Origin of the sequence: Paenibacillus sp. LjRoot153 (assembly GCF_964253085.1) — a bacterium.
Lineage (GTDB): Bacteria > Bacillota > Bacilli > Paenibacillales > NBRC-103111 > Paenibacillus_E.
Map to the genome: position 1 here is coordinate 7,472,432 of NZ_CAXUQH020000001.1, position 26,322 is coordinate 7,498,753.

Sequence of the window (26,322 nt, forward strand, 5' to 3'; positions counted from 1 at the left end):
TCATTGAATTGATTTATAATCTTGCTGTGTGTAATTCTTATCAGAACTCCAATTCGAGAAGATGAAATCATTTTTGTCTACTTTTGCGCCTTCTGATTTTGCCTTCGCAATCGCTGTATCTAATGACTTATCGACAATATCGGATAACTGCTTAAGCGCAGCAGTAGGATCTTTAATTGCCCCGGATACAACGCCTTGGAGAATATCGCCTACACCTGGCTGAACATCCTTGTAATTTCCGTATACACTTGCTAGTTCAGGGTTCCTGATTTGCGGATTAGGTACTAAACGCGAATACTTCTGAGCGATGTCATAGTACTGCTTGAATTGTGGTATTTCCGATGAGCTCTCATTTATCTCTTTTAAAATAGAGAAGCGATCTCCCGCTTTAACGAGTACGGACTGATAATCTTTATTGAAATACTCCTTTAAATACAAGGCAGCTTCTTTTGGGTGCTTCGTTGTTTTGGACATGCCAATCCAAGGACTATAGCTGGATCTAGGCAGGAAGCCCTTCTGACCTTCATCCGGAACAGGAGGCGCCATGACACCAAAGTCCAAGTTCGGGTTGTCACGTTTCCATACGCCAATCGACCATTCCCCTTGCAATATAAAACCGGCTTGACCTTCTCCAAATAAGGCGCGAGCTTCAGGTGCAGATATGCTCATCGTCTTCGGATGGAAACTTCCGTCATCCTTTATCCCCTTGAATAAATTCATGACATCAAGTACTTCTTTACTGTCATAGTTAGCATCATGCGTTACCAAACTGATCGGCGATTGTTGATTTAAACCGCTGCCTCCCAGTGTCGACCAGTCCATAGCCGCTAATTTCCATCGACCAATTTGTTTACCGCCCTCGATGATACCGAAAGCTTTGCCTTTGCCTGCTTCTGTGATTTTCTTAGCAGCTTGGCGGAATTCCGTGTAAGTCTTTGGTGGGTTTTCGGGATCTAATCCGGCATCTCGAAACAACTGCTTATTGTAAAATACAAGCGTACTCGGCACACTCGCCAGGGCTGGAATGGAGTAGATTTTTCCATTTAGCATGGTCGAGCCTTCAACAAATGCGCCATCTGCGAATTGATTTTTGAAAGTGTCGTCAATATACGGATCTAACGGCTGATACCACTCTCCCTTTACCGCCATGCTTAATGACATGTTGCCGGGTATTGGGTATAGATCCGGCGCATCCCCTGATTTAATCGCGGTTGTAATGGTATTCTGAAATTGATCGACGCTCATTAGCGTATATTCAATTTTGATGTTGGGGTATTTTGCTTCAAAATCTTTGATAAACTTTTCACGAAAAGGCTTCTCGCTGTCTGCCCAGTCCATCACGCGCAAGGTAACTTTTTCTCCGGATGTCGACGCCTGGGCTTTCTCCCCGGCAGTCCCTGTTGCAGCAGGAGTTCCTGTGCTGTTCGGATTCGGATTTGAAGCTGAACAAGCCGTCATACTTTGTACAACTAGAGCAGATCCGATGAATAAGGCAGCATACTTCCGTTTTTGTACCAATGGTATATCCCCCTTTATTTCTGAAAAATGTTACTTCCTGAACGAAGAGCTCGTGTAGGGTACGCAATGAGGATTTGATGCCTTCGATTTAACTATTATGTTATCTTACAATTTATCCTCAGACCATGTAGACGCGATTCCACTTTTTGTACTTTTGATACTTTTCCGATATTGATTGGGGGACATGCGGAATGTTTTTTGAAAAGCACGGTTGAAATGAGACGCATCGTAGAAGCCGCATTTTTGAGAAATAAATTCAATCGTATTCTCGGGGTCTTCCAGCATTCGTTTAGCTTGCATGACGCGCATTTTTTGAAGCATCTGCATAGGTGTCAGATCATACACCTGTTTAAATGCACGGCTAAAATAAACGGGATTCATATGGTAAATTTCTGCTAATTCCTCACGTGTAATATTGCGCTCCAGCCCCTTCTCAATATAATGCAGGGCATAATTAAACCGGGCTATCTCGAACGTCTCCCTGGATTTGCGCTTTTCACCGATTTTAGAGCTTTCTACAATTTCATGAATCAGGAAGAGCGCTAGAAAGACGGACTGCATAGAGCTGAGTTCCTCATTTTTCTGCTGCCATAAGTCTTGAAGTTCGTCGAACTTCTTTTCATAGAGAGATGTATCCCTAATTTTGATGACTTTGTCCAATGGAAATAATCGAAAGAAATCTTCTCCTTCTCTAACATGCAATTTCAAGCTGAGCAGATAATGGACTCCTTCTTCCTGCGAAATAACGTTAAAAGGCGTATGGGGGCGGTGAATCATAACATCTCCGGTTTTGGCTATATACTCTTTACCGTCGTCTGTCGTTATAACCTCTCCTTTTTTGATGTAAGATACCGTCAGATAAGGCTGGTCGAAATCAAACATGATCCGAGAGTAGTATTGTATTTTTTTAACATCAAACAGCGTTATGGCATATAGATCCTCGATCTGAGTTGACATGGATTCACTCCTTATTTGGTATGGTTACGTAAAAAAAGCCCCTGAGATAACAGGATTGTCATCCCAGAGGCGCCGCTTAATGTCAATTATTCTTTTAGGATTAATCTGCCTATTAGATTTCTGTAAGTTTAAATCACAAGAAAAGCAAAATCAACTAATTGCCAACAGCAAAAAGCATGCCCCAAAGATTTGGGAGCATGCTCTGTACTTCGCTACGCTATGATTTTAAGCTTTAACCTTCGCTTTAATCTCTTCCAATGGCTTGTGGTTACCGTATTTCGGGTATTCACGTGTGGATGGCGCTGCCCACTGAACCGCATTGGAGATGACGCGGCGGATTTGCTCATTGTAGTACGTACGGTATGTTTCATGACCTGGACGGAAGTAGAAAATCTTCCCGTTCCCGCGATGGAACGTACAACCGCTGCGGAACACTTCGCCGCCTTCGAACCAAGAAACCATGATGAGTTCATCCGGTTGTGGGATATCAAAATGCTCCCCGTACATTTCCTCTGCCTCAAGATCTATGTACTCGCCAATGCCTTCCACGATTGGATGGCCTGGAGCAACAACCCATAGGCGTTCCTTCTCGTCAGCTTCGCGCCATTTGAGATCACAGGATGTGCCCATAAGGGTTTTGAATACTTTGGAGAAGTGACCAGAATGCAGGACGATTAGGCCCATGCCTGCCCACACACGCTTTTGAACACGAGCTACGATCTCGTCTTGTACTTCGCCGTGCGCTTTGTGTCCCCACCAAATGAGGACGTCCGTATTGTTCAAAACTTCTTCCGTCAACCCATGCTCGGGATCGTCTAAAGTTGCATATGTGACTTGGACAGAACCGCTCAGGCCCTCACCAATGGCTGTATGTATGCCATCTGGATAGGCAGCGCGGACAATTTCACTTTCTTTTTCATGACGATGCTCGTTCCAAACAGTTACATTTAATGGTTTACTCATCATTCTATGCCTCCACGATAGCGTATTCATTCTTACTTCTGAGTATAGGTTTTCCCAAGCGCCAAGGAAAGGCAGAATTGTGCCTACTTCTTATTCAATAGTGTCATCTGCTGCCCTGCAATGTTATACTTAATGAGGCTAATTCTTATTATTTTTAGGCGTCGGTCTTATTGAAAAATGTCCAGCGAGGTATCCCTGCCTATGAACCCTACTCTTAGTCCTACAAACTTAACTGAAATTAGAAATGAAGAAGTTGTGTACCAGAACCCGCTTCTTTTCTTAAAAATATGGGAAATCAAACATGACTTCCACCAATCCGACCTACCCGACCCATGGACATGGCATTGGCATAAGCAAGTTGAGTTTCTGGTCGTAACCCAGGGTCAACTCGCTATCCAAACTAAGGATGCGTATACGATCATGGAGGCAGGGGATGTCATGCTGCTTGGTTCCTCACAGCCCCATCGCACACATAAATACTCCGAAGAGCCCTTGCATCAAATTGTATTTCAAATTGATTTGACGCAGCACTTTGATCTGAGCACACTTGCTTATTTACATTTATTTTCGGAACTGACACATTCGTTGGAGCCATTTAATGAACTTTTTCGTTCGAATAGGGCAGTCAGAGCAAGCGCTTACCAGCTCATCCGACAAATTCATGAGGAATCGCAATCTCGTACAATCGGCTATGAGCTAGCCATCGTTGCTGCCATTAAGCACCTCCTGTTGCTTCTTCTACGCAATGATAAACGTGATCTTGCTGGGCTGACCGAGGATTCTGGCATCTCACGTTTGCGTCCGGCGCTGGATTATATCGACGAGCATTTGACAGAGAGAATTACGGTCGAAGATGTATGCCGCATTCTAAATCTGAGCTATCATTACTTTATTAAGTATTTTAAAAAAGTGATGGGATTATCCTTTATTGATTATGTGAATTATAAACGTATCAAAAAAGCCGAGCGCCTCCTACTCACAGGGGATCTCAGCATTATGGAAATTAGTTATGAGGTCGGCATTCAGAACATGGCTCAGTTCTACAAACTGTTCAAGCGTTATAATCAATGCTCACCGAAGGAATTCAAGCAGCGACTGCGTGACCATTCGGAGTTGAAGGATGAGCACCAGTTGGGTTAGAAATAGAGTGAATACTGGCTCTCAAGGGAGGAAGCCCTCCTGCGAGACAAAGACACGCTCCTGCGGAAAATGCCGCAGGAGCTGTTCGTGCACGCGCCGATACGCATCCCGACTGTACCAGTCGGTCAGCTCCAGCGCGTCATAGATAGCTCGCACGCCGATGCGTTCCGTGCGCTTGCCTCCACCACCATCGCCCATGAAATAATCGTCGATGCACACCCGATCCACGATGCCCGCCAGCCGCTCGGCGAAGCCTTCCGAGCTTGGCAGCGCTGGCGCTATCGTGGCCTGCACCGGGATCCCGCGAGCGGCGAGCTCGCGGAGTGCCTCTAGCCGCGCCGCGATCGGTGGCGCGGACGGGGTGAACGCTCGGCGGATATCCTCGCGGTCCGTCTCCACCGTTATGCTGACTCGGACGCGGTCGCCGAGCAGCTGTAGCAGGTCCGCATCCCGCGTCACGAGCGGGCTGCGGGTTTGCACGAACAAGAAGTCCGGCTGCTGCACGGACATCACCTCGAGGAGCGCGCGGGTGAGCCGCTCCTTGTATTCGATCGGCTGATACGGGTCCGTCGCCGAGGAGAAGAAGATCGTAACGGGCCCTTTGCTCTTGGCCCTCGCCAGCTCCTTGGCGAGGAGCGCAGGCGCATTCTCCTTCACGTCGACCCAGCTGCCCCAGGCTTCACTGCGGAATAAGGCTACTGGCATTTGCCGAACATAGCAGTAGGAACAGGCAAAGGAGCAGCCCGTGTACGGATTTAACGTATGCGAGTAACCTTCGAGGAAGCCGCTCGCTTTTGTCAGCAGCGTCTTCGATTGCTTTCTCTGCACATTGACCATAGGTGTACCTCCTTTTATTTCCAGAACCACCTCTCATACACCAAATAGCCGAGGAACGAAAGGACGCCTAAAGAGATATTGAACCATCCGACGATGAACGCTCCCCTTTTCTCTTTGAGCATGTTGGCCTTAGCATAAATTTTTACATCGAAAACTAAGACGAGCAACCCAGAGATCAACAGTAGCATAACCGTGTAATTGTTAAACGTAATCATTGGCCGAATCCTTCCCTAGTTGGTTTTCGTCCCAATTCGTCTAATTTTAACCTGCATCGAGACTTCGACGTCCATCTCTTTATACATATCTTCCCATGCTTCCTTGGTTTTGATTTCCTTGTTCCAGTAGGCTGGCTGTGTCGCGCGCACATACTCCCCGAAGCCGAAAATGTCGCTGCCATCCTCCTGAGTCTGTTGGATAAATTTTATAAATCCAACATTAGCGTCATTTTGAATTTTCTCCTCTAACAGCTTCAAATTTTCCTTTGTGATGAGTACCTTCTCATTCGATTTCTCCGCTAAATCCCCTTCGACTTGGCATTTTATGATGGTATGTACTTTTCCATTTCTGATTGTTGTTCTTATTCTCGACTTCCGGTGCTTGCTTTTGAAAATAACCATCGTTTTCGCGCCTGGCATTTCCTGAAGGACACTATACCCCCCTGGGTTAATTTCTTTCATCGCCATATAATGGCCGATTTGCAATGCTGTTGAGGTGCCGACCATTTTATCGTTTTTGAAATAGGCCATCCCGGCAATTTCTATGTTCGATTCCTTCTTTAATTCCAAATAGGGAAGAATCCCTTCCTGTCCCTTGGCAGAACTGGCACTGAAAAAGACGCCCAAGAAAATGTTGGGCAGCTTGCCCATTTCTCTGGCATGTTCCAAGGTGGCGAGCAAATATAAAGTCGGAACACGCTCCAATTGCGGAGTAGCGTTCATGATGTCAGCCGCATTTCCTTTGGATACGACCATCCAAACGGTTCTTCTGACTTGAGGTTGACGCCGAAAGAAGTCATTTTCATTCTCGATTCCATTTTTGGCTACAGCTTCCGATAGCACAATGACCCGCAAATGGCCAAAAAACAAACGATCTGCGAGCTGCTGCTGAAGATTCATTAAAGCATCATCAATGGTATATCCAACACTGCTCAGCACCCAGACCGGTTTCTCCCCGGGAGTGCTGCCGAATCCGCCCCCAGTACCTAAAGGAATGCGGCCGGGAACAGCAATTTGAACGGTAATACGAATGAGTCCCTTATTGGTCTCTGAATCCTGTTTGAGAATATGCGTAGCATTGCTGCTTTCTTTCTCATCACCCGGCTTCGCCTTATCAATGCCAATCGCTAGGATGACGGCTCGATCTTCGATTTCTAAGCGATCCCAGCAACCTGTAAGCAAAGGGGCAACCAACACGAAAACAAGAATCTGTTTAATCAGACTTTGCCACAAGTTGATCACCCCGGCTTTTTTTCTTTCGAATCATGGCCACAATAAATAAGACAAATGGATACGCAACTGTGAATACGAGTCCCCAGCGGCCGACAACTTGAATGATTTCATACAACTGCAGCAGATTTTGTGAGAACATCGCGATGACATAGATAAAGGGAACAAGAAAGAAGGCGAACATTTTATGATCTCGGAGGCGCAACAGCTGGCTTAAGCAATTAATGGCTAAATAATAGGTAGACAACAACGTCGTAAACACTGCAGTAACCCATACCGCAAGAAATGCGCCATCTAAACGCTCCAGGATGTTGGCAGGCAGTGAAGTCGTCTTGGCTAATTCCAGCGTTGGCCAAACTAACTTTTTAATTTCCTCTGCTCCGAATACGCCTACTGTCGCAATCACGATAAGAATATATAACCCCCCGGATGTTACCATGCCAACATACCCCGCAATCATGGCTTTCTCCGGCCTGCGCATTGCAGGTATGACGATGGTCATGACAAAGGAGCCTTGAAATAAGGCTGCCATCGTGAGGATTCCCCCTGACATGCCGCTTGGTCCATTCCCCCATAGGGGCAGAAGGTTGATTAATTGTGCATTTTTTAGCGAGAGTACGACAATCAATATTCCTGGAAATACGATAATCGGGAAATAAAAATGGTGAAAATACGTAAAAGTCGTTATATCTGCGCGAGAGGAAACTGCCGCTAGCAGCAGCATGACGATCACCGTCACCTCTAGCGGTGTTTTGGTTAGGACGGAAGTGACAACAACCTCCCCAAATTCACGTGATGCCAGTGCTGTAAGCAAGCAAAAAAAAACGATAATCAAAACACTGCATCCGCGCGCGGCCCATTTACCTATCAAATCCTCACTATATTCAATAATAGATTGCGTAGGAAAACGCATACCGAGCTTCGTTATCAGCCAAAGTCCTAATAAACCAACCAAAAAACCTAGCAATGTTACAAGCGGTGCCCCGGAATCGGCAGCTCTGACAGCAAATAGCGAGAGGGCTAATACGCCCACCCCAATGATTGTGCTAATCAGTATGATCGCCGCTTGAATGACTGTGATCTGGCGAGGATGTTCCATCAGTTACGTTCCTCCTTTTTCCACTTCAAAGGGTCTAATGTGTTGTTTGGAGCTTCTTCACTCATTTCTTTCGTTATTTTCCCAAGGCGGGTGTCATTCGGTGTGTGTAAAAGTGCCGGTCTCTTGGGCATGCTCCACAGCGGCAGCCGTGCAAGCGTATCCTTCATCCCTTGAAAATTACCAGGGACTAGCGGGCTCAAGTAAGGAACACCGAATGATCTTAAAGAAAGCATATGATTGGCGATCAGAATCAACCCGATCATCACCCCATATAAGCCGAATATGCCAGATAAAACCACAAGTGGAAAGCGCAGCAGTCTCAAGGCCAAGGCCGCATTGTAAGCCGGTGTGGCAAAGGAACCGATCGTCGTCAAAGCGATGATAACAACCGTAATCGGAGAGATAAATCCTGCTGCAACCGCTGCCTGCCCAACGACAAGCACGCCAACAATGGAGAGCGCTCCACCAACCTGCTGCGGCAGCCGAAGTGTTGCTTCCCTTAATACTTCCATGGATATCTCCATGATCAAAACTTCTATGACGGAAGGGAAAGGCACCCCCGCTCTCCCCCCCGCTACCGCTACCGCAAACTCAGTAGGGATCAGCTCCGGATTAAACGAAATTAAGGCTACATATAACGACGGGAAAATCAGTGAGAAAATCAGGGCTACCAAGCGTGATAGCCGTATAAAACTGACGAGGAGATACCTCTCTGAGTAGTCTTCGACCGTTTGGTAAAATTGACTGAATACCGTAGGCAATATGAGAGCAAACGGAGATCCGTCTACAAGCAGGATAACTCTGCCTTCCATCAGATTTGCGACCGCTTTATCCGGTCGTTCGGTGTTTTGAATTTGCGGGAACGGGGATATATGGTTATCTTCAATAAACTGTTCCAAATACCCAGCGTCCAGGATGCCATCGATATCAATCAACGATAATCGTCTGAACACCTCTTCTACGAGTGCAGGATTCACAACCCCATCTATGTAGCAGAGCGCCACTTTGGATTTGGTGATACGTCCAATTCGAATCGTTTTTATCCGTAAATCCGGCGTCGGGAGACGGTAACGAAGCAGGGCCAAATTCGTACCCAACATTTCGATAAAACCTTCCCGTGCGCCACGGATCACCTGTTCAGTTTCTGGCTGTGTGATCGACCGCTTGTCAACATGGCGTGTACTGAAGATAAACGCATCCGTTATTCCGTCAACTAGAAGAACAGTGTTCCCTTCTACAATGGCCTGGATAATATCATTCAGATGTGTTTCCGTTCTTCCTTCACACGCATAAAGCGTATCGTTCAAAAGAAACTCTTTCATAGGGCGGCTTACTGCTTTAGCATAATCTTGAGAGGACGTTAGCATCAAAGGCTTTAAAATATGATCGTTCAAATACTGTTTATCAATCAAATCAGGGAAATACATCACGACAGCTGGTTGATCGTCAAACATGCAAATTCGACGTATGATGAAATCGTCATTTTCGCCGAGTATCTTTTGAACGAAAGTTATCGTCGCTTCGAGTTGCGTGCTGACACTCGCCTCTTTATTTGCTTCCATAACCTGATGAGCAGGTGAATCCTTCAGCGGGATCATCCGAGGCTGCTGACTTGGGGAAATTTGTTTTGACCGTAGCTTATACCAACTCCAAAAGGTCATGCAATTCGCCCCCTGTAAACACGCTCATGATGAATTCAGCTTCCTATTCCCATTCATTTCCTTCCCCGTATTTTGATCCATATTTGAGATTCTATGCATGGAAGAATACATGGGAGTGAATTTATTATCAATAACGGAGAATAGGAGCCAGCTTAATGTCATTGAATAGTGACAATAAACGACTCCCATAAAGTTGTAAAATCCTTATTACATATAGAAATTCATTGACTTACTTCCCTTGCCGCTCCAACCGCAAAAGCTTCTCCTTATTGTCCAGCCCGCCACGATAGCCCGTCAGCGCGCCATCCTTCCCTACGACTCGATGGCAAGGTACAACGATAAGCACAGGGTTTGCGCCGATGGCTGTTCCGACCGCTCTCACAGCACTGGATTTATCTAACGACTGGGCCACCTGTGAATAACTTACCGTTTCACCATGTGAAATGCCATGTAGTGCTTTCCAGACCGACTGTTGAAACTCCGTCCCCCGTAAATCCAGTGCGAGTGTAAACACCGCCCGATCTCCTCGCAGATATTCATCCAATTGCAGCATGTAAGGCTTTAACCGATCCTCTTGCTGAAACCATCCGCTTGGGTGTCCAATCTTTCTCGCCCATTGGGTGAATTCTTGCCACGCTTCAACGTCAACGCCATCTCTCGAGTCACCTTTCTGAAACTGCAAATAACCCAACCCTACATCCGTTATGGCCATCACGAAATTACGACCTTGCAACCGAACCGCACCCCAGTAGATCTTATGGTTTACCTTACTTTCCGTAACTTCTCTCCCCATGTTGCATCCAACCTCCCAACTCGGTTATCGTTAATGAACTAGCTGTTGTCGGAACTCCGTCGGCGTAAGCCCGGTCTTCTTCTGAAACAACGTCGCAAAATGGGCAGCATTCGCTATCCCCACCCGCGACCCAATCACCTGCACGGCCAAGTCCGTGGTGATGAGAAGCTTTTTAGCAGCTTCCAGCCGGACCTGCCCAATATACATAAGCGGCGTCACGCCAGCTATTCGTTTAAAAGTCCTTTGCAGATGGTACGTACTCGCATAAAAATGCTCCGAAAGCGTCGCTAACGACAGCGGTTCGGCGAAGTGCTCTTCGATATGCGCCTTCATTTCCGCAACCCATGTCTCATCGGGAAGCCGGATGCCGTCAGGCCGACACCTTTTACAAGGACGGAAACTTTCAGCCATAGCCGCTTGTTGATGATGAAAAATACGCACATGCTCCCGCTTCGGAAGCCTCGATTTACAGGAAGGCCGGCAGAAAATCCCTGTCGTCGCCACCGCATAATAAAATGTCCCATCATACGCCGCATCATTCGCTACGATAGCTTGCCAAAACCGCTCCTGCATACCGGATGCCCCTTTCCTTGCGTTCCTTTTATAAGCTCAGTATACCCAAACATGCCTGTGGTTGTAAGGGTTCCGAGATGAGAAAGCAAGATTACAAAAGCCGCTCTCGGCGATAATGCATGTAACGACTTCCTACGATAAGGAGAATGACGATGTCACATCTGCAAGCCTTTGACCCATCCAGCCTACAATGGCACGAACAATCGAGCACGCTCTCGCTAGCTCTGCCAGGCCCTTTTCGATACGAGCAAAATATCGGCTATTTAAGCCGCTCAACGAATGAGTGCCTATTCGTTGTGGATAACTCCAGCATCTATAAGCTGCTGCCCGTTGGGGATAACCTCGCGCTTATCGCTGTCCACAGTGAGGATGACGAAGTGCTTCATATCCGAATTGTCCACTATAATGGTGCTAGTTTAACTTCTACAGACCATGAAAATATCGCTCGCTATGTGTGGGAGTGGTTTGATTTGGGGACGGATTTGACGCCATTTTATGAGATGAAGGATCCGATCCTTCGGCAAGTGACGGAGGAATTCCGAGGGCTGCGCTTGATGGGGATTCCGGATTTGTTTGAGGCGATGAGCTGGGGGATTATCGGTCAGCAGATTAATTTGGCTTTTGCCTATACGCTCAAGAGGCGTCTAGTCGAGCACTTCGGCACCTCCCTGCATTGGGAGGGACGAACGTATTGGGCTTTCCCGACGCCGGAGCGCATCGCTGCACTCACGACTGAGGATCTCACCGCTTTACAATTCACGGGTAAAAAAGCGGAGTACCTTATTGGCGTTGCCAATCTCATGGCGGAATGCACGTTGTCCAAGGCTGGGCTGCTTGCGATGAGCGATTTCCTAGCCATGGAAAAAGATCTGCTGCGCATTCGCGGCATCGGCCCCTGGACGGCCAACTATGTGCTGATGCGCTGTCTGCGCAACCCCGCTGCGTTCCCGTTGGCCGATGTCGGCCTGCATAACGCGCTGAAGCATGTGCTTGGGCTGGAGGCCAAGCCCTCGCTCGAAGAGATCCGCCAGCTCGCGGAGGGCTGGCGGGGCTGGGAGGCCTACGCCACGTTTTACTTGTGGCGGGTGTTGTATTAGCCGCGGCTGATTGACGCGGCTAGCGACACGACGCTAGACGCGGCCACCGGTGCGGCAGCATGGGTCACTCTGGGCGTCCCCGAGCGCGCCCGCCGGGCTTCACCGAGGTTGCGACCGCCGGGCGTCCCCCGAGCGCGCCCACCCCATCACCCTAACCCTCGCCCTCGCCCTCGCCCTCGCCACAAAATAACTGTATTTTATGTAGCTAAATTCGGCAAATTTCAGCTGTAAAACCATTTAACTGTATTTCATGTAGCTAATTCCTCAACATTTCACCCTTTTGAGCAAAATTGCTTGAAATAACTACATGTTATCCAGTTAAATGCTTATTTTAGCGAAATCACATGAAAATAGATGTACTTTTTCCATCTAATGCTGGGAAGCGTCCATAATTGGGGAGTGAGGGGAAGCGTGGGATGAAGAGTGAAGTGGAAAGTAGAGTGAAAAGAGAGTGAGGGAGCAGGATTAATCTAATGTTGGTCGGTAAGGGAAATTGTGCGCTATCTAATTTGTTCTGACGAGAATCAGCAGTTGAAGTAGCTAATTTGTTCTGGCGGTAATTCATCAGTTGGTGCCGCTAATTTGTTCAGGACGCGGATCAGTCATTGATGTTACTAGTCCATTCCTTTCAGCATCAGAGTTCATCATTCACTCCTCCAATTCCACACCCACTCACTCATCCTCCTCCTGGACCTCACCTGAGCATGCAAAGCATACTAATGATTTATCCGGCTGTACGACGCCATCCAGAAATCCCATTTTGCAATAGATGGGCTTCTCACATGTACGACAATGACCGATAAGTTCTTCCATTTGGCTACTCCTCCTTCAAGTTACTCCTACTCTTCTACCTAACACGATGTTCCTGCGAAAACTTCTACGCCACCTAACCGCTTCCCTCCATCTCACCCGACTCAGCACAAAAGGTTGCCCTCGCTCGAATGGTATCGAATGTGGCAACCTTTTGTTATTCCTATAAGTCGATTACGACCACGAATTAAGTAGCCGAAGGCGTCGCTTTCGGTGCTGATGACGGAGCAGTTCTCTGCTCCCCGCCGTGGCCTGGCTTACCTTTGAACGAACCACCATCTCCACGTGGCTGTGGTACTGGACGCTCGCCGCCGCCTTTGCGTTCAACGAAGCTTTTCAGCTTATCCGTCATGCTGTCTTTGATCTTAGCGATCAACTGATCCTCGGTGATGCCTTTCGCTGCAGCGATCTCGGCAAGGGACTTCCCTGCTTGACGCTCAGTCGCTAGTTCTTCCTCGGTGATGCCGAGAATCGCTGCGATTTCATGCGGATCGCCCCATACACCACCAGGCATATTCCCGCCGCGAGGCATTGGCTTTTTATCGAAATTCATTGCGTGAGGCTTCGCTTCTACGATTTTCTTCAACCGATCGGCGAGCCCATCTTTGAGCTTATCCGCCTGCTCTTGCTTGATTTTCCCCTCGCTAAGTGCTGTATCGATTTTCTTCGTTTCCGCCTCTGTCAGTTTAGCAAGCAGCGCCTCTTCACTGAGATTGGCTTTCTCCTGAGCGATTTGAACGAGGGTTTTACCCGCATCAATTTCCGCTTTAAGGACGCCCTTATCTATGCCAAGGATGGCAGAAAAATCGATTTCGCCTCCAATACCGCCCTTACCGAAATCAAAGCTGCCTCTTGGTGCTTGACGCTTTTCAAAGCTATGTTTATCCTGAATCTTCTTAGGTGCAGGAGTCGTCGTGTCTGTGTCATTAGCAAATGCTTGATTATACTGAAGTACGAAGCCGCCACTGATCAATAATCCAGCTGCCAGTGTGCCGATAAGCCACGTTTTATGAATGCGCTTCATGCGAGTTAGCCACCTTTTTCACAAATTGGTCAATTCTTCTTTCAGTATAAACGTTAATTGTGAAAAATCTTTGAATTTTTTTAAAAAAAGTATTCGCCGATCACGCTTTTTTTCTCGTTAGGAAAACGAAGCAAAGCACGCCACCCAGCTCCATAGCAGCGATGATTATGCCAAGAGGTACAGCTGTCTGGCTGCCGCCAAGACCGACAAGTGGTGCTACTAAACCACCGATGACGAAGGTCATAAGACCTAGCAAGGCTGCTGCGCTGCCGGCTGTTTTCCCTTGATTTTGCAGAGCCAAGGAGGAAGTTGATACCGAAACCGGACCAATACAGGCCACGATGAGGAAGAACGCCGGCAATATCAACATGAGCCCAGCCCCGCTAAGCGTTGCAACGAGCAACAACAAGCCTCCTAGAACTGCTATCGCTAAGCCTCCAGCAAGCAAACGGTGATTGCTGACTTTGCCCGCAAGTCGTCCCGTAATTTGACCAGCAAGGATAACACCAGCCCCATTCACCGCGAAGATTACACTGAACATTTGTGGAGAAACATCAAATATATCCTGTAAAACAAACGGCGACCCTGAAATATATGCGAACATGCCTGCGAAAATGAGCCCCTGCGTTAACGCATAGCCCATGAACAAACGGTCAGTGAGTAGACCTCGGAATATACGCAGGGTATTCGTAAGCCCGCCTTTGGAGCGGCGTTCCGGCGGATGGGTTTCTTTTAGCCCAAGTACAACAATGATTAGCATCACGACACCGATCAAGCTGAGCACAAGAAAGACACCGCGCCATGAGGTGAATTGCAGCAGCTGTCCCCCGATAATCGGAGCTAGGATGGGAGCCGAACCATTCACAAGCATCAGCAGCGCAAAAAATTTCGTCAACGCCACGCCCTCATACATATCACGAACGATCGCTCGGGAAATGACGATCCCAGCAGCTCCCGCCATCCCTTGCACGAAGCGCAGGATCAGGAACGCCCAAATCGATGGAGCAACCATGCAAAGTGCTGAGGCTACGCCATAAATCAAGAGGCCGACCAACAGAGGCATGCGTCTTCCGCGCACATCACTCACCGATCCAGCAATGAGCTGGCCTAGGGAGAGACCGAGCATGCAGGCAGTTAAGCTCATTTGTGCGAGCGAAGTCGTTGTATGGAGATCACCCGCTATGACAGGTAGCGCAGGTAAGTACATATCGAGGGAAAGCGGCCCGAAGGAGGCGAGTAAACCGAGCACCAGCACCATCCATAAGCGGCTGCCGCTCGTTATTTCTTTAGCTTGCGAAGTAATGGACATATGAGATCACTTACTTTCCTAATTATCCATTTAACCTACCATTGGGATATGGTTTTGTCTAGTTGGTTCAGCATGAAGGATAACCTGCTCGCGGTAGGTGCGAACACAGAACAGCCCCTCCGGTCTAAGACCAGAAGGGCTGCACTGCATTCTCTTTTACCTCCGGCTACTTCGTAACCGTGACATTCACCACGTCGCTGGATGTCACGCCAGCTGCATTGAACAGCTCGGCGCGATACTGATAAACACCGATTGCGCGACCAGCAATTGCTGTTACAGCGCTTTGTGCACTCGGTGAAGCAGCTTGCAGACTTTTCGTATCAATGAGCACGTCATTTTCGTAGAGGCGATACCCTGTTGCGTTGGTGCCCCACCACATGTTCATGCTCACATTGTAGTTGCCATCCCCATCCCAATTATTCTGCGATAAGACTGGTTTACCTGGGGATGCGTCAGTAATCGTTACAACGATGGGTTGACTAGTTGTCGTACCGAATAAATTAATAAGTTCACTGGTATAAGTGTACGTGCCGTTTGGTTTACCGGATACATCCACTTTGGCGATTTGAGCCGCTGGGGACGCATCGGAAAGTGTTTTCGTGCTGATAAGAACACCGTTCTCGTATAGTTTGAAAATCGTACCATTATTCCCCCACCACATGTTCATCGTGATCGTGTAGTTGCCATCTTTTAAACCAGAATAGCCGTTATTGGAGGATAAAACGGGCTTGCCAGGAGCGCCATTGGATAATGGCTTAACCACGTTAAATGTCTGAGACGCGCTCGTCGTGTTCCCTGCAGCATCCGCTACAAGATACGCCACAGTGTGTGCACCTACGGCTAAACTGCCTGCGGCAATCGTTTGACCGCTTGTAATCGCATGACCATCCAAGGTCAGGGATTGCTCTACAACACCCGAGATTGTATCACTGGTTGCCAAATCGAATGTCACCGAAGTCGCATCCGTCACATCCTTAACCGCATGACCCGACTCGGTTAGGGTCGCTGTAGGCGCTGTTTTATCCAGCTTCACTTGCAAGGACTTTGGCGCTTCAACATTACCCGCACCGTCCGTAGAGGAATAGCTCACTGTTGTTGAGCCCTCAGTACCAATCATGATTGGCGCTGTGTATGCCGCAGAAGTACCGCCATTAGTGGCATATTGAGTAGCCACCGCACCTTCTTGATCATCTACGGCAGTTAACGTGACGGTAACGTCATCTTTGAACCAACCCGCTCCATTCGGTTCACTGGATAAGGCAGCTGTTGTTACTGGTGCAGTGGTATCAGCAGCCACGCTGAAATCGCTCAAGCCCCGTGGCTTCAATTGATAGACACCTTTGAAAATAGCGCCAACACCTTGTATGGTCACCTTTTGCCCAGCTGTGTACGGGAAGGTGCTCAAGGATAAACCTGTTCGTGTATCGACACGAATGTGATTGCTTACGCCGTCTTTGACAGCGTCGAATTCAAAAGAACCCGTCGGTGTTGCTGTGATGATGTTGCTAATCGTTACATCGCTAAGTGTGAGCAATTGCCCTTGGTTGTCCGCTGTCACAGCGGATACTGGGGTTGGTGTTGGGAGTGCAGCGACGCCTGTTTTGGCAATCTCTACAGGATCAGCAAGCTCAAACTCCGTGTTAAATAGCGCTGTTGAGGCTGTTACTTTTACCGTATCCCCTTGGTGGAAGCCACTCAAACTTTGGAATACATACAAGCCACCTGTCGCATCTTGCAAGTAGAAGGCTTGCCCGCCAAAAGCACCCGGCTCCGTCGTAACAATACCCTCTACCGTCACCAACGTACCTGCTGCTTTCGCACGTGCTTCCGAAATGGCGATCTTGGCAGGAATCGGATTCTCCTCTTCCGGCAAGTTTTCTGCAGGCACATTTCCAAAAGTGACGGCTTCGGTTTTCAGATTCGTGCCATTCAAGCGCAATCTGAGATTCGCTGGCGCGGTCGTTCCCGGAACAACGCGTACATTCAGATCCTTCGTCGCGTGTCCGTTGATATCTGCAGTTACACTGAACGCGGAGCTATACGCGTAAGTTGTCGGCCAGGTGCCATCTGCATTCTGTACTTTGGCGATTTGTGAACCACCGCTGACCAGATAGATTCCCAGGGAGAAACCCGTTACGGTCGTCGAAGGCGGCAAGTTATCCACAACGACTCTGATCGGGAAGTCTGCCGCATTCGGCAATACCGCTTGTTTCACAAAGCTGTACGTGGTACTCGCCGTTGCCGCAGGGCCGCCATAGGAACCTGGTTTAAACGTGCTGCGGTCGTACCATTTGTAGCCTGCGTTTGGCGCTGCCCAAGGCTCTGGCTGTGGTTCTGTCGATGCCGCCGGAGCTTCAAAAGGCAGCAAAGCCGTCGGCTGATCCAACTGCATGCCGCTTACTTCTGCGAAGCTGGTATAGCTTTCTTTGGTAGAAAGCCAGTTCACCATGTTGACGAGCAGCGTTCCGTCGTCCACTTCTTTAAAACCGTCATAAGTCGTCTTCTTCGCACCCGTATCCTCGCGCACATATTTCGGCGTTGCATCCTCGACCGGTGAGGAATCCCCGATGAAGGCAGCCTTGCCTGCGCCTGCTTTGGAAATAGCCACGTACGGACCTTCCGCGATGCCGCCTCCGTTATACACACCTTGATCAACCGCATTCGCCCAAGCATCATTCGTTTGCGGCAAGTACACAATACCCTTCGCCTTCGTCGGATCAATAATAGCCAGCGTGGATCCTGCATGCATCGCCACACTGGAGACACCTGTCGTTATCCCAAAAGCTTGCGCAGGCGCTACAATGTTATTCGCATTAATGTCGCCGAGGGCGTTATAGCGAAAACGCAGGCCAAACTGTGTCGCCAGCCAATCCGAGCTTGCTACATCTTGCATAGCGGAGGAGGCTGTCTCTTCTGCGCTCATTCCTGCAGCTGGATTCGTCCAGGCACCTCGGCGATAGCCATTGAATACCTCGGAGCCATCCCAGCGGTTCTTGTTCCGGTCGGCATTGTAATGATCGCCGATGAAGAATATACTGCCGCCTGCCGCCACATATTGGGCTAGGGCGTTTTGCTCACTTGTTTTGTACGGAACATTGGACTCCGCTACCACGAACACATCATAACCACTCAAATCGGCCAAGGTAATTGGCGTTGTTTTGCGAAGTTCTTTTACATAATAACCACTATTCGCTAACGCATTGCCGAAATCCGAAAAAGCCCCATCAATGACCCAATCCGCTGCTCCAGCTGTCTGCTCGTGTGTATTGTCGAAAAGCACTTTCTTCCCTGCATTCCCGTTGACGACTTTGGCTTCAATGAACGGCGCTGGATCTGTCGGTCCCTCCGCCATCACCGTCTGCCAGCTGCTTGTAGCCAGCACTTGGAACGGTATGGCTACTGTCAACGCCAACGTTGTCTTCCATAATCTCGTCTTCCATCCTTTGAGCTTACTCATTACAATTCCTCCTTAGCCAATTTGCTGAGTTAAAATCTTTTCTACATAAGCGCTTGCTTATCGGACAGACAAGCTATCTAAGAACCACCTTATTTTACCATAGGATAATTGCGAAATTTGCTATTTTATTGTAAAGACATGGAAATTTGTGCAGGATACCAAATAACTAGATGGTTTTCCAAAAGGGGATGGAATATATGTGTTTCCAGATTCTCCACCTCCTAATACCGCCTCCTCTTGCCCACACCCTCTAACTTCACCTCCACTTGTCCACACCCCCTAATATCACGCGCCCACCTCCCCCACCTAAAGTTAGATGGAAATTATACAGTTATTTCAGGCGATCTTCCGCACAAATTGGATTTAGATGGAAAAGGTACAGGTAATTCAACCCGATTCAGTGAAAATGGCGAGAATGGCTAAAATTAGCTGCATTTTTTCCATTTAGTTCATCAAACACCTCGAAAATCACGAATTTAGATGGAGGTTTTCCAGTTATTTTGCAGGAGGAGGAAGGGGTGGTCCTAAGTAGAGTTGGAAAAAAAAAGAGATGACAGCAATGTCATCTCTTTCTTTATATATATGGTTCTGAATCAGTACAGCTGTTTCAGCGCGTCAGGTGAAAATGGCAGTAATTCATTGAAACGACCGCCCTGAACCTTTGCAGCCCAAGCATGGTCAACCAACAGAGCGCGCCCGATGGCAACGAGATCGAACTCATTCTGCTCTAGACGGACAAGCAACTCATTGATGTCAGCTGTGCCTGCACTTTTTCCTCGGAAGGAGCTCAAGAATTCATCATCTAGACTGACCGATCCTACGGTGATCGTAGGCTTGCCCGTTAATTTCTTTACCCAGCCTGCAAAATTAAGGCTAGATCCTTCGAACTCGGGTTCCCAGAACCTGCGGGTCGAGCAGTGGAATATATCTACGCCTGCTTCTACAAGCGGCGTAAGCAATTGACCTAACAGCTCAGGTGTAGCAGCGAGTTTGGCCGTATACTCAGTCGATTTCCATTGCGACAGCCTAATAATAATCGGGAAATCTGGCCCTACTGCGCGGCGGCAAGCTTCAATGATTTCAACGGCAAATCGCGTGCGAGCCAACATACTGCCACCGTACTTATCCGTGCGTTGATTCGTTTTCTCCCATAGGAACTGATCAATCAAGTAACCGTGGGCGCCATGAAGCTCGATGCCGTCGAAGCCGATCCGTTTTGCATCCGCTGCCGCTTGCGCGAAAGCTTGCACAACTTGATCAATGTCGGCCTGTGTCATTGGCTCATTCACTTGTTCGCCCGTTAAATTGCGGCCTGATGGTCCAATCGATGGCGTTTCCGGATGCGGAAGTGAACCATTTGGGCGAGTCATCCCGACATGCCAGAGCTGCGGCACGATACGTCCTCCTGCTTCATGGACAGCGTCGACAACGCGTTTCCAGCCTGCCAGCGCTTCTTCTCCATGGAAGTTAGGGATATTAGGATTGTCAGTTGCCGCTGGATGATTGATCAGCGTACCTTCGGTAATAATAAGACCAACGCCATTCTCCGCGCGGCGGCGGTAATAATCCACTACGTCCTGCCCAGGAACACCTCCCGGCGAGAAAGCTCGCGTCATCGGTGCCATCACGACTCGATTGGCTAAGCTAAGATTGCCTAGTGTAAAAGGCTTGAACAACGCCTCGACAGAGTGCGTCTCTTGATTTGTATTGGAATTTGTCATGGTCGTTCCTCCACTCCATATTTTTCTATAGGGGTATTAAATGACATACGTTCAAAGCATCTAGTTCGTAAGTTCGATTATTATCGAACATTAGAAATATAGCATGGAGTATGTTAAAATGCAATCACTAGCTTTTAACGAGGGGGAAGCATCCTGAAAATACTATATCACCCGGACAAGAAAGATATGCATCTCTCGTCCGTCCTCTATGCGTTAAGCGATCCTGTTCGGTTATCCATCGTTTCCGAAATCTGCAAACTAGGGGAATGCACATGTGGCGGCATAGAGGTCGCCATCGTGAAATCAACCATGTCCCATCATGTGCGTACGATGCGTGAAGCAGGCGTCGTACACGTCCGTGTGCAGGGAACCCAACGCTTCTTGTCATTACGAAAGGATGATTTAGAAGAACGTTTCCCAGGTCTGCTTACTGCGATCCTGAATGCTCATGAGCGTTCCGAAGAACAGAAGATGTCAGAGTGAACCACAACCATATCTGAAATCATTAAAAGAGATGGCCATAGCAGCCATCTCTTTTTGCATATAGGTCGAGCTTGATACACCGACGTGCCTTTTGAACTAAATGTTCCGGCACATTCTGCTTGAACAGCTTCATACCGGAGGGTTGTGAGAATTGAGACATGACCGCCGAAATTAACGTCGCGCAGAATGAGATGAATGCTGCTTTCTTTAGCTGCGATTGGGCCGGGAAAAACTCATATATAGTTGTTTCGTCCATTCGTAGGCAGAGACGCCTGAATATACTAAGTAGGATTAAAGGAATGGCCATGTGACCAATTTGTGATTCTAGATCGCTCAACCATACAGCGAAGGAGGTCCTCTATGAAAAAAGTTCTCCGGCAGGTAGTTAGAAAGGCGGCCAAAACGAACCGGAAACAAAAGCTGCTTAAGAGAAGCCGCAGGAAAAATGTGATCAAACTGAAACGAACGCGGAGAACTATAAAATTACGCAAGCGTCCGCTGCGAACCATAAAACTCCGCAGACGTCTGCTGCGAAAGATTAAAAAACCTCTCCGAAGAAGAAAATCATTACGATCTACGCCTCTGGCGAAGCGGCCTCTTCCTCCATTAATCAACACTCCGTTAGTTTATGGGCCGGTGGATGTTCCGTACACTCCGTTACTCGAGACGAAGCCGAAACTTTCGGTCATCGTGCCGATATTGAATGAGGAACTGTTTCTCCCGCTGTTTCTAGAAAGTGTCGCTTCCTATGCCGATGAAATTCTTATCGTGGACGGAGGAAGCACTGACGCCAGTGTAAGCATAATCAATGAGTGGAAAAACCGGGCGAATATTCAGCTTTTCCATATTAAGCAAACGGGCTTGCCTTACTCCGATGATTGGAACGAGTCAGTCGTAAGGAATTTCCTGGTCGACAATGCTGTAGGAGATTGGATTATGGCGATTGATGTGGATGAGATGATGGAGGACGGCTTCCGTGATGCATTGCCCCGAATCATGGCACAGAAAGAAGCCGATGCTATCTCATTTCCATTCGTGCAATTCTGGATGAATTCCCAAACAGTAAGAATAAGTGCACCGAACGACGAACACTGGTCCGTCTTTAGAACCCTCATGTGGCGCAATCATATTGGTATACGGTACGACGATGCCAAAAATCACTGTAAAATGCAGCTGTTCGGACGTTACATGTGGGAAATTCCCAATAGGATTGAGCCGATTTCAGCTTTCCATTATCACTATGCTTTCGGTTCCCGGGTTAAAGCAAACGATAACCGTCGCCGTGATGTCGATAAATACCTAGGGAAACTGACGGATCCTATTGAATATGACATTTTGACGAGGCCTTTTACTGAGAAACATCCAGCTGTTATGGAACGTTATTTTGCTGAAAGGTGAAATGAACGGTAAAAAAAGGTGACTGAAAGTCGAAACTTTCAGTCACCTTTTTTCATTTCTACTTTTATCCGACACTATAATGCTAAGTTTATACTCGCCAAGGCTTGGGATCGGGAGAAGTAAGTTTCCACGTACTGTTTACCTTGTTCGGCCTTGTGCTCTAATAGATCGTTATTGTGATATAACCGGATGATTTCTTCGGCGAATGCCTGAGGCGTGTTCTTAGGTTCAATCGTTTGGATAATATTCTGCAACCCTTCGATCCCTGTACCTGTGGAAACTACCGGCATCTGATGGCACATGGCTTCCACCGTTTTGCCTTTCACGCCTGCGCCGTAGCGAAGCGGAATGACGGCAATTTTCGTGCTTCTATACAGCTCTCTAAGTTCATGGTCGGGTACAAATCCTTTGACAATAATCCGATCCGAATTTAATCCTAAAACATCTGACGGCGGATTGGAACCTGCGATGAACAATTGAATATCAGGAATGGATTGCTGCACAATGGGCAGGATTTCGCGACAAAACCATAAAATTCCATCCACGTTAGGACTATGGTTGAAGCCGCCAATAAAGAGCAGACCGCCCCGTTCATGCCATGCCTTTGTCCTCGGTATCGTTTGGTCAAAGTAATATGCTGGAAGCAATACGGCATTTTTATTGGGGAAATTCCCGTCGATAATTCGTTTTTCTGATTCGCTGCAGGTTAGAACGGTATCCGCTTTGGTGAACATGTCGAACTCCAGCCTCTTGATGTTCTCTGATGCTTGAAGCAACTCTCGGTTTTTTTCCAATCCGAACCGCTTCAACTCTCGGACGTAATGCAAGTCATGGCCATAATACAGAATTTTCGCACGGGTATAGGCTTTGATTAGATCCATATATTGATGTGAAATGTTGGGACGGTTCAACAGAACATAATCAATGTAATCCTTGTGCCTAACAATCCATTGCTCGTAATACCCGCGGTCCTGCGGTCCGTAAAGGATCTCAATGCCGAGCTGTTCGAGTTCTGAGCCATAAGGCTCTGGTTTGATGAAGTTGTCTGGTAAAAATTTGACATTAAAGCCCATGTCCACAAATAATTTCAGATACATGAATGTCGTTCGGCTGCCCGCATCTTTGTCGAAACTTGGAACACCGTAGTCAATGACCAGAATGGTTTTTTTATTCCTTGAGCGTTCCCTCGCCCAAAAGAGGTGCTCTCCATCAGCAAGTTGATCCCGCTGTAGTACTCCCGCCCATTTTTCTCTAAATTTCTGCTGGTTAATCACCTGATATTTCTTTATTCCTGAGTTAAGGTCTGTGCCGTGAGATACTCCCTCGTAGTGCAGGACAACGGATTTGGGTTGGTAAATAACCTTGTAACCGTGTTGTCTTGCTTTGAATGCAATGTCCACATCCTCTGAGTAAGCAGGTGCGAAATGCTCGTCAAACCCGCCAATTCTATTCCATACATCTTTACGAATCATGATCGATGCCCCTGAGATATAATCAACTTCCTTGACATAGTTGTATTCATGTTTGTCTGGGTTATCTAATCGACCGAAATTCCAAGCATACCCGTTATTATAGACAATACCGCCGGCCTCCTGAAGTCTTCCATCCGGATATATCAACTTAGAGCCTATAATTCCAATGGTTGGATCTTTCTCGGGTAAAGACAATAGATGTGCCAACCAACCGGGAGTCACTATAGTATCGTTATTTAAAAATAATACATACTTTCCTTTGGAAATCGCTGCCCCATGATTGCAGTTATGAAGAAATCCCCTCTTCACCTTATTGCGGATGACAGTGACTTGTTTGACGAAATGTCCGATACGGGCTGTTAAGTCGTTTGAATGATCGTCCATCACGATGATCTCATAAGGAATTCCATGTGTGTTCTGAACAATGGACACCAAGCATTTGTAAGTAAAATCCCATTTATTGTGAACCGGAATAATAATACTGACCAATGGCTGAGATGAGTTCGGTACCACCAGCTTATTCACGAGTCGTAATCCTTTACGGATCCGGCGACGTTTCAAACGCCTCATCCTGTTGCGTTTATAAAGCTTCATAACTGACCGTTTTCTCCGATTCTTCCACCTTGCACGTACGGATTTTCCACGTTTGAGCACTAGTCGCCTGCCTGCTTTATATCTACGAAGCTTACGCACGCGTATAGACCCCAATATCTTTCTCCTTTTTCTCCTAGCCTTTAGCTTCACCAAAGCACCTCCCGGTACACTTCATTATCACATAGCTATACTATTCCCTCTGTAAAAGGTCTGAATGGGACAAACGTTTATTTTCAAAAGCACGTTGGTGGAAAATATTCGACTCTGCACCATCCGTCCATACAAGTTGTCTTATTCGTACATATGCTGAATTGGTTATGAATTATATTGGACAACATTGAACGGAGGTAGCACATGATCATTAGATCTAAAGCTCCTTTAAGATTGGGGCTAGCCGGAGGAGGAACGGATGTGTCGCCCTACTGCGACTTGTTCGGAGGATGCGTACTGAATGCGACGATTGATTTATACGCCTATTGCACGATTGAGGTCTTCGATGACGGTAACCTTACTTTTGTCGCTGCGGACCTCAATGAAGAGTTCACCTCAGCCCCTCTCCCAGAGCTGGAGTTGGATGGCTGTCTAAGCTTGCATAAAGGCGTGTATAACCGGATTGTCAAACAGTTTAGGCAGGACGAGCCGCTCTCTTTTCGGATGACCACCTATTCTGACGCTCCCGCAGGGTCCGGTCTCGGCTCATCATCCACGATGGTCGTCGCTATGTTGAAGGCTTTCGTAGAATGGCTTAATCTGCCGCTCGGGGAGTATGAAATCGCTCAACTTGCCTATGAAATCGAGCGTATTGATGTCGGTTGGGGTGGCGGGAGGCAGGATCAATATGCAGCCACCTTTGGAGGATTCAACTTTATTGAGTTTTACGAAAATAATCGGGTTATTGTGAACCCACTTCGGGTAAAAAACTGGATTATCAGTGAATTGGAGAGCTCTATGATTTTATATTACACAGGAGCATCAAGGGAATCTGCCAAGATCATTGACGAACAAGTCCGCAATACACAGGATAAAAAACAGTCAGCCCTAAAAGCGACCCATATAGTGAAAGCGGAGGCTTATGCAATTAAGGAATGTATATTAAAGGGAGAAATCAACAAGTTTGCTGAGCATTTGGGAAAATCCTGGAGTGCCAAAAAAAAGATGGCAGCCTCTATTACGAACGATCGAATTGACTTCATATACGATACGGCGATGAATGCCGGTGCACTAGCAGGCAAGGTATCTGGAGCAGGAGGAGGCGGATTTATGATGTTTATCGTGGATCCCGTCAAACGCATACAGGTTGTACAGCGATTGAACGAATTAGGAGGTAAAGTGTTTCAATTCCATTTTACAAAGAACGGAACGCAAGGATGGAGGGTATAAGTTTGAAAGCGTATATTAGCAGCGAAATTTTACGGGCAATGGAGATTAAACGTTCGATTGCTAAGGATAGAGTTATACTTAGTTTAATCGAGCAGGCAGCAAGAAAAATGATCGAGGTTTACCGCAAAGGTAATAAAATAATGCTCGGTGGCAATGGAGGAAGTGCGGCCGATGCCCAGCATATTGCCGGCGAATTCGTCAGCCGTTTTTATTTCGACCGCCCCGGCCTGCCGTGCATCGCGCTTACTACTGATACCTCCATTCTTACAGCAATCGGAAACGACTACGGATATGAACAGTTGTTTGCACGGCAAATTCAAGCTAACGGCCAAAGTGGAGACTTATTTATTGGCATTTCCACATCCGGTAACTCTCCCAATGTGATCAGAGGTTTAGAAATGTGCCGTGCTATGGGCATCACGACAATTGGTTTGACCGGTGAATCGGGAGGCAGCATGGCTGCCCTATGCGATATCTGCATACGGATACCCTCCCAAGAAACCCCGAGAATTCAAGAAGCGCATATTATGATTGGCCACATTTTGTGCGCGATTGTAGAAGAATCTATATTTGGCAAGGGATTTTAACCCT

At 47.6% G+C, this 26,322-nt stretch carries 22 protein-coding genes; 6 read left to right on the forward strand and 16 right to left on the reverse strand.

Features of this window, described 5'->3' with window-relative positions; genetic code table 11:
• The 3 genes from ACSQ8P_RS32335 to ACSQ8P_RS32345 all read right to left on the reverse strand — a co-directional run bounded on the left by ACSQ8P_RS32335 (position 1) and on the right by ACSQ8P_RS32345 (position 3,438).
• A complete protein-coding gene (locus tag ACSQ8P_RS32335) occupies positions 1-1,518 on the reverse strand; it encodes an ABC transporter substrate-binding protein (RefSeq protein WP_436238937.1) in 1,518 nt (505 codons plus the stop codon).
• Positions 1,519-1,623: 105 nt separating this feature from the next.
• Complete coding sequence (locus tag ACSQ8P_RS32340) at positions 1,624-2,475, reverse strand: helix-turn-helix domain-containing protein (RefSeq protein ID WP_436238938.1); 852 nt, start codon at positions 2,473-2,475, stop codon at positions 1,624-1,626.
• Positions 2,476-2,700: 225 nt separating this feature from the next.
• Positions 2,701-3,438 carry a ThuA domain-containing protein gene (locus ACSQ8P_RS32345; RefSeq protein ID WP_436238939.1) on the reverse strand — a complete coding sequence of 246 codons (738 nt, stop codon included), beginning with the start codon at positions 3,436-3,438 and terminating at the stop codon, positions 2,701-2,703.
• A 201-nt stretch (positions 3,439-3,639) separates the two neighbouring features.
• Between ACSQ8P_RS32345 and ACSQ8P_RS32350 the strand changes: the two genes are divergently transcribed.
• Positions 3,640-4,578 carry a helix-turn-helix domain-containing protein gene (locus ACSQ8P_RS32350; RefSeq protein WP_436238940.1) on the forward strand — a complete coding sequence of 313 codons (939 nt, stop codon included), beginning with the start codon at positions 3,640-3,642 and terminating at the stop codon, positions 4,576-4,578.
• Positions 4,579-4,599: 21 nt separating this feature from the next.
• Here the strand turns inward: ACSQ8P_RS32350 and ACSQ8P_RS32355 are convergent, their stop codons facing one another.
• From ACSQ8P_RS32355 to ACSQ8P_RS32385, 7 genes are all read right to left on the reverse strand, one after another.
• Entirely contained in the window at positions 4,600-5,415 is an 816-nt protein-coding gene (locus ACSQ8P_RS32355) for an SPL family radical SAM protein (RefSeq protein WP_436238941.1), read from the reverse strand.
• A 14-nt stretch (positions 5,416-5,429) separates the two neighbouring features.
• Positions 5,430-5,630 carry a CLC_0170 family protein gene (locus ACSQ8P_RS32360; protein WP_436238942.1) on the reverse strand — a complete coding sequence of 67 codons (201 nt, stop codon included), beginning with the start codon at positions 5,628-5,630 and terminating at the stop codon, positions 5,430-5,432.
• A gap of 15 nt (positions 5,631-5,645) precedes the next feature.
• Entirely contained in the window at positions 5,646-6,863 is a 1,218-nt protein-coding gene (locus ACSQ8P_RS32365; RefSeq protein WP_436238943.1) for a Ger(x)C family spore germination protein, read from the reverse strand.
• Positions 6,844-7,959, reverse strand: a complete 1,116-nt coding sequence (locus ACSQ8P_RS32370) for a GerAB/ArcD/ProY family transporter (RefSeq protein WP_436238944.1) — start codon at positions 7,957-7,959, stop codon at positions 6,844-6,846. The genes ACSQ8P_RS32365 and ACSQ8P_RS32370 overlap by 20 nt, the downstream gene beginning before the upstream one ends.
• Positions 7,959-9,620, reverse strand: a complete 1,662-nt coding sequence (locus tag ACSQ8P_RS32375; protein WP_436238945.1) for a spore germination protein — start codon at positions 9,618-9,620, stop codon at positions 7,959-7,961. The genes ACSQ8P_RS32370 and ACSQ8P_RS32375 overlap by 1 nt, the downstream gene beginning before the upstream one ends.
• 229 nt (positions 9,621-9,849) lie before the next feature.
• Positions 9,850-10,413 (reverse strand): methylated-DNA--[protein]-cysteine S-methyltransferase, encoded by a 564-nt coding sequence (locus ACSQ8P_RS32380; RefSeq protein WP_436238946.1) that lies wholly within the window; start codon positions 10,411-10,413, stop codon positions 9,850-9,852.
• A 30-nt stretch (positions 10,414-10,443) separates the two neighbouring features.
• Positions 10,444-10,986 carry a bifunctional transcriptional activator/DNA repair enzyme AdaA gene (locus tag ACSQ8P_RS32385; RefSeq protein WP_436238947.1) on the reverse strand — a complete coding sequence of 181 codons (543 nt, stop codon included), beginning with the start codon at positions 10,984-10,986 and terminating at the stop codon, positions 10,444-10,446.
• Positions 10,987-11,138: 152 nt separating this feature from the next.
• Between ACSQ8P_RS32385 and ACSQ8P_RS32390 the strand changes: the two genes are divergently transcribed.
• The gene (locus ACSQ8P_RS32390) at positions 11,139-12,083 is read left to right on the forward strand and encodes a DNA-3-methyladenine glycosylase family protein (RefSeq protein ID WP_436238948.1); all 945 of its coding nucleotides are present in this window, start codon (positions 11,139-11,141) and stop codon (positions 12,081-12,083) included.
• Between the two features lie 672 nt (positions 12,084-12,755).
• Here the strand turns inward: ACSQ8P_RS32390 and ACSQ8P_RS32395 are convergent.
• The 5 genes from ACSQ8P_RS32395 to ACSQ8P_RS32415 form a co-directional block, all read right to left on the reverse strand.
• Positions 12,756-12,896, reverse strand: a complete 141-nt coding sequence (locus ACSQ8P_RS32395) for a hypothetical protein (RefSeq protein WP_436238949.1) — start codon at positions 12,894-12,896, stop codon at positions 12,756-12,758.
• A 184-nt stretch (positions 12,897-13,080) separates the two neighbouring features.
• Complete coding sequence (locus ACSQ8P_RS32400; protein WP_436238950.1) at positions 13,081-13,917, reverse strand: hypothetical protein; 837 nt, start codon at positions 13,915-13,917, stop codon at positions 13,081-13,083.
• Between the two features lie 100 nt (positions 13,918-14,017).
• Positions 14,018-15,226, reverse strand: a complete 1,209-nt coding sequence (locus tag ACSQ8P_RS32405) for a multidrug effflux MFS transporter (RefSeq protein ID WP_436238951.1) — start codon at positions 15,224-15,226, stop codon at positions 14,018-14,020.
• A gap of 166 nt (positions 15,227-15,392) precedes the next feature.
• Positions 15,393-18,683 (reverse strand): OmpL47-type beta-barrel domain-containing protein, encoded by a 3,291-nt coding sequence (locus ACSQ8P_RS32410; RefSeq protein WP_436238952.1) that lies wholly within the window; start codon positions 18,681-18,683, stop codon positions 15,393-15,395.
• A gap of 593 nt (positions 18,684-19,276) precedes the next feature.
• On the reverse strand, positions 19,277-20,404 hold the full coding sequence (locus tag ACSQ8P_RS32415) for an NADH:flavin oxidoreductase (protein ID WP_436238953.1): 1,128 nt from the start codon (positions 20,402-20,404) through the stop codon (positions 19,277-19,279).
• A 186-nt stretch (positions 20,405-20,590) separates the two neighbouring features.
• Here ACSQ8P_RS32415 and ACSQ8P_RS32420 point away from each other — a divergent pair, with 186 nt between their 5' ends.
• Together ACSQ8P_RS32420 and ACSQ8P_RS32425 are read left to right on the forward strand one after the other, a co-directional pair.
• Complete coding sequence (locus ACSQ8P_RS32420) at positions 20,591-20,887, forward strand: ArsR/SmtB family transcription factor (protein ID WP_436238954.1); 297 nt, start codon at positions 20,591-20,593, stop codon at positions 20,885-20,887.
• Positions 20,888-21,247: 360 nt separating this feature from the next.
• Positions 21,248-22,285, forward strand: coding sequence for a glycosyltransferase (locus ACSQ8P_RS32425; protein WP_436238955.1), 1,038 nt, complete (start codon positions 21,248-21,250; stop codon positions 22,283-22,285).
• 74 nt (positions 22,286-22,359) lie between these two features.
• Here ACSQ8P_RS32425 and ACSQ8P_RS32430 read toward each other — a convergent pair whose 3' ends face one another.
• Entirely contained in the window at positions 22,360-24,318 is a 1,959-nt protein-coding gene (locus ACSQ8P_RS32430) for a glycosyltransferase (protein ID WP_436238956.1), read from the reverse strand.
• A gap of 387 nt (positions 24,319-24,705) precedes the next feature.
• Here ACSQ8P_RS32430 and ACSQ8P_RS32435 point away from each other — a divergent pair, with 387 nt between their 5' ends.
• A complete protein-coding gene (locus tag ACSQ8P_RS32435) occupies positions 24,706-25,731 on the forward strand; it encodes a GHMP family kinase ATP-binding protein (RefSeq protein WP_436238957.1) in 1,026 nt (341 codons plus the stop codon).
• Between the two features lie 2 nt (positions 25,732-25,733).
• Entirely contained in the window at positions 25,734-26,318 is a 585-nt protein-coding gene (locus ACSQ8P_RS32440; RefSeq protein ID WP_436238958.1) for a D-sedoheptulose-7-phosphate isomerase, read from the forward strand.
• Positions 26,319-26,322: the final 4 nt, after the last annotated feature.

Bases quoted from the DNA above. Each gene is read 5' to 3' on its own strand.
- ACSQ8P_RS32355 (WP_436238941.1), bottom strand. From the start codon at position 5,415: ATGGTCAATGTGCAGAGAAAGCAATCGAAGACGCTGCTGACAAAAGCG.
- ACSQ8P_RS32360 (WP_436238942.1), bottom strand. From the start codon at position 5,630: ATGATTACGTTTAACAATTACACGGTTATGCTACTGTTGATCTCTGGG.
- ACSQ8P_RS32400 (WP_436238950.1), bottom strand. From the start codon at position 13,917: ATGAAGCGCATTCATAAAACGTGGCTTATCGGCACACTGGCAGCTGGA.
- ACSQ8P_RS32410 (WP_436238952.1), bottom strand. From the start codon at position 18,683: ATGAGTAAGCTCAAAGGATGGAAGACGAGATTATGGAAGACAACGTTG.
- ACSQ8P_RS32370 (WP_436238944.1), bottom strand. From the start codon at position 7,959: ATGGAACATCCTCGCCAGATCACAGTCATTCAAGCGGCGATCATACTG.
- ACSQ8P_RS32385 (WP_436238947.1), bottom strand. From the start codon at position 10,986: ATGCAGGAGCGGTTTTGGCAAGCTATCGTAGCGAATGATGCGGCGTAT.
- ACSQ8P_RS32395 (WP_436238949.1), bottom strand. From the start codon at position 12,896: ATGGAAGAACTTATCGGTCATTGTCGTACATGTGAGAAGCCCATCTAT.
- ACSQ8P_RS32390 (WP_436238948.1), top strand. From the start codon at position 11,139: ATGTCACATCTGCAAGCCTTTGACCCATCCAGCCTACAATGGCACGAA.
- ACSQ8P_RS32380 (WP_436238946.1), bottom strand. From the start codon at position 10,413: ATGGGGAGAGAAGTTACGGAAAGTAAGGTAAACCATAAGATCTACTGG.
- ACSQ8P_RS32420 (WP_436238954.1), top strand. From the start codon at position 20,591: ATGCATCTCTCGTCCGTCCTCTATGCGTTAAGCGATCCTGTTCGGTTA.
- ACSQ8P_RS32415 (WP_436238953.1), bottom strand. From the start codon at position 20,404: ATGACAAATTCCAATACAAATCAAGAGACGCACTCTGTCGAGGCGTTG.
- ACSQ8P_RS32425 (WP_436238955.1), top strand. From the start codon at position 21,248: ATGAAAAAAGTTCTCCGGCAGGTAGTTAGAAAGGCGGCCAAAACGAAC.
- ACSQ8P_RS32350 (WP_436238940.1), top strand. From the start codon at position 3,640: ATGAACCCTACTCTTAGTCCTACAAACTTAACTGAAATTAGAAATGAA.
- ACSQ8P_RS32340 (WP_436238938.1), bottom strand. From the start codon at position 2,475: ATGTCAACTCAGATCGAGGATCTATATGCCATAACGCTGTTTGATGTT.
- ACSQ8P_RS32345 (WP_436238939.1), bottom strand. From the start codon at position 3,438: ATGAGTAAACCATTAAATGTAACTGTTTGGAACGAGCATCGTCATGAA.
- ACSQ8P_RS32405 (WP_436238951.1), bottom strand. From the start codon at position 15,226: ATGTCCATTACTTCGCAAGCTAAAGAAATAACGAGCGGCAGCCGCTTA.
- ACSQ8P_RS32435 (WP_436238957.1), top strand. From the start codon at position 24,706: ATGATCATTAGATCTAAAGCTCCTTTAAGATTGGGGCTAGCCGGAGGA.
- ACSQ8P_RS32375 (WP_436238945.1), bottom strand. From the start codon at position 9,620: ATGACCTTTTGGAGTTGGTATAAGCTACGGTCAAAACAAATTTCCCCA.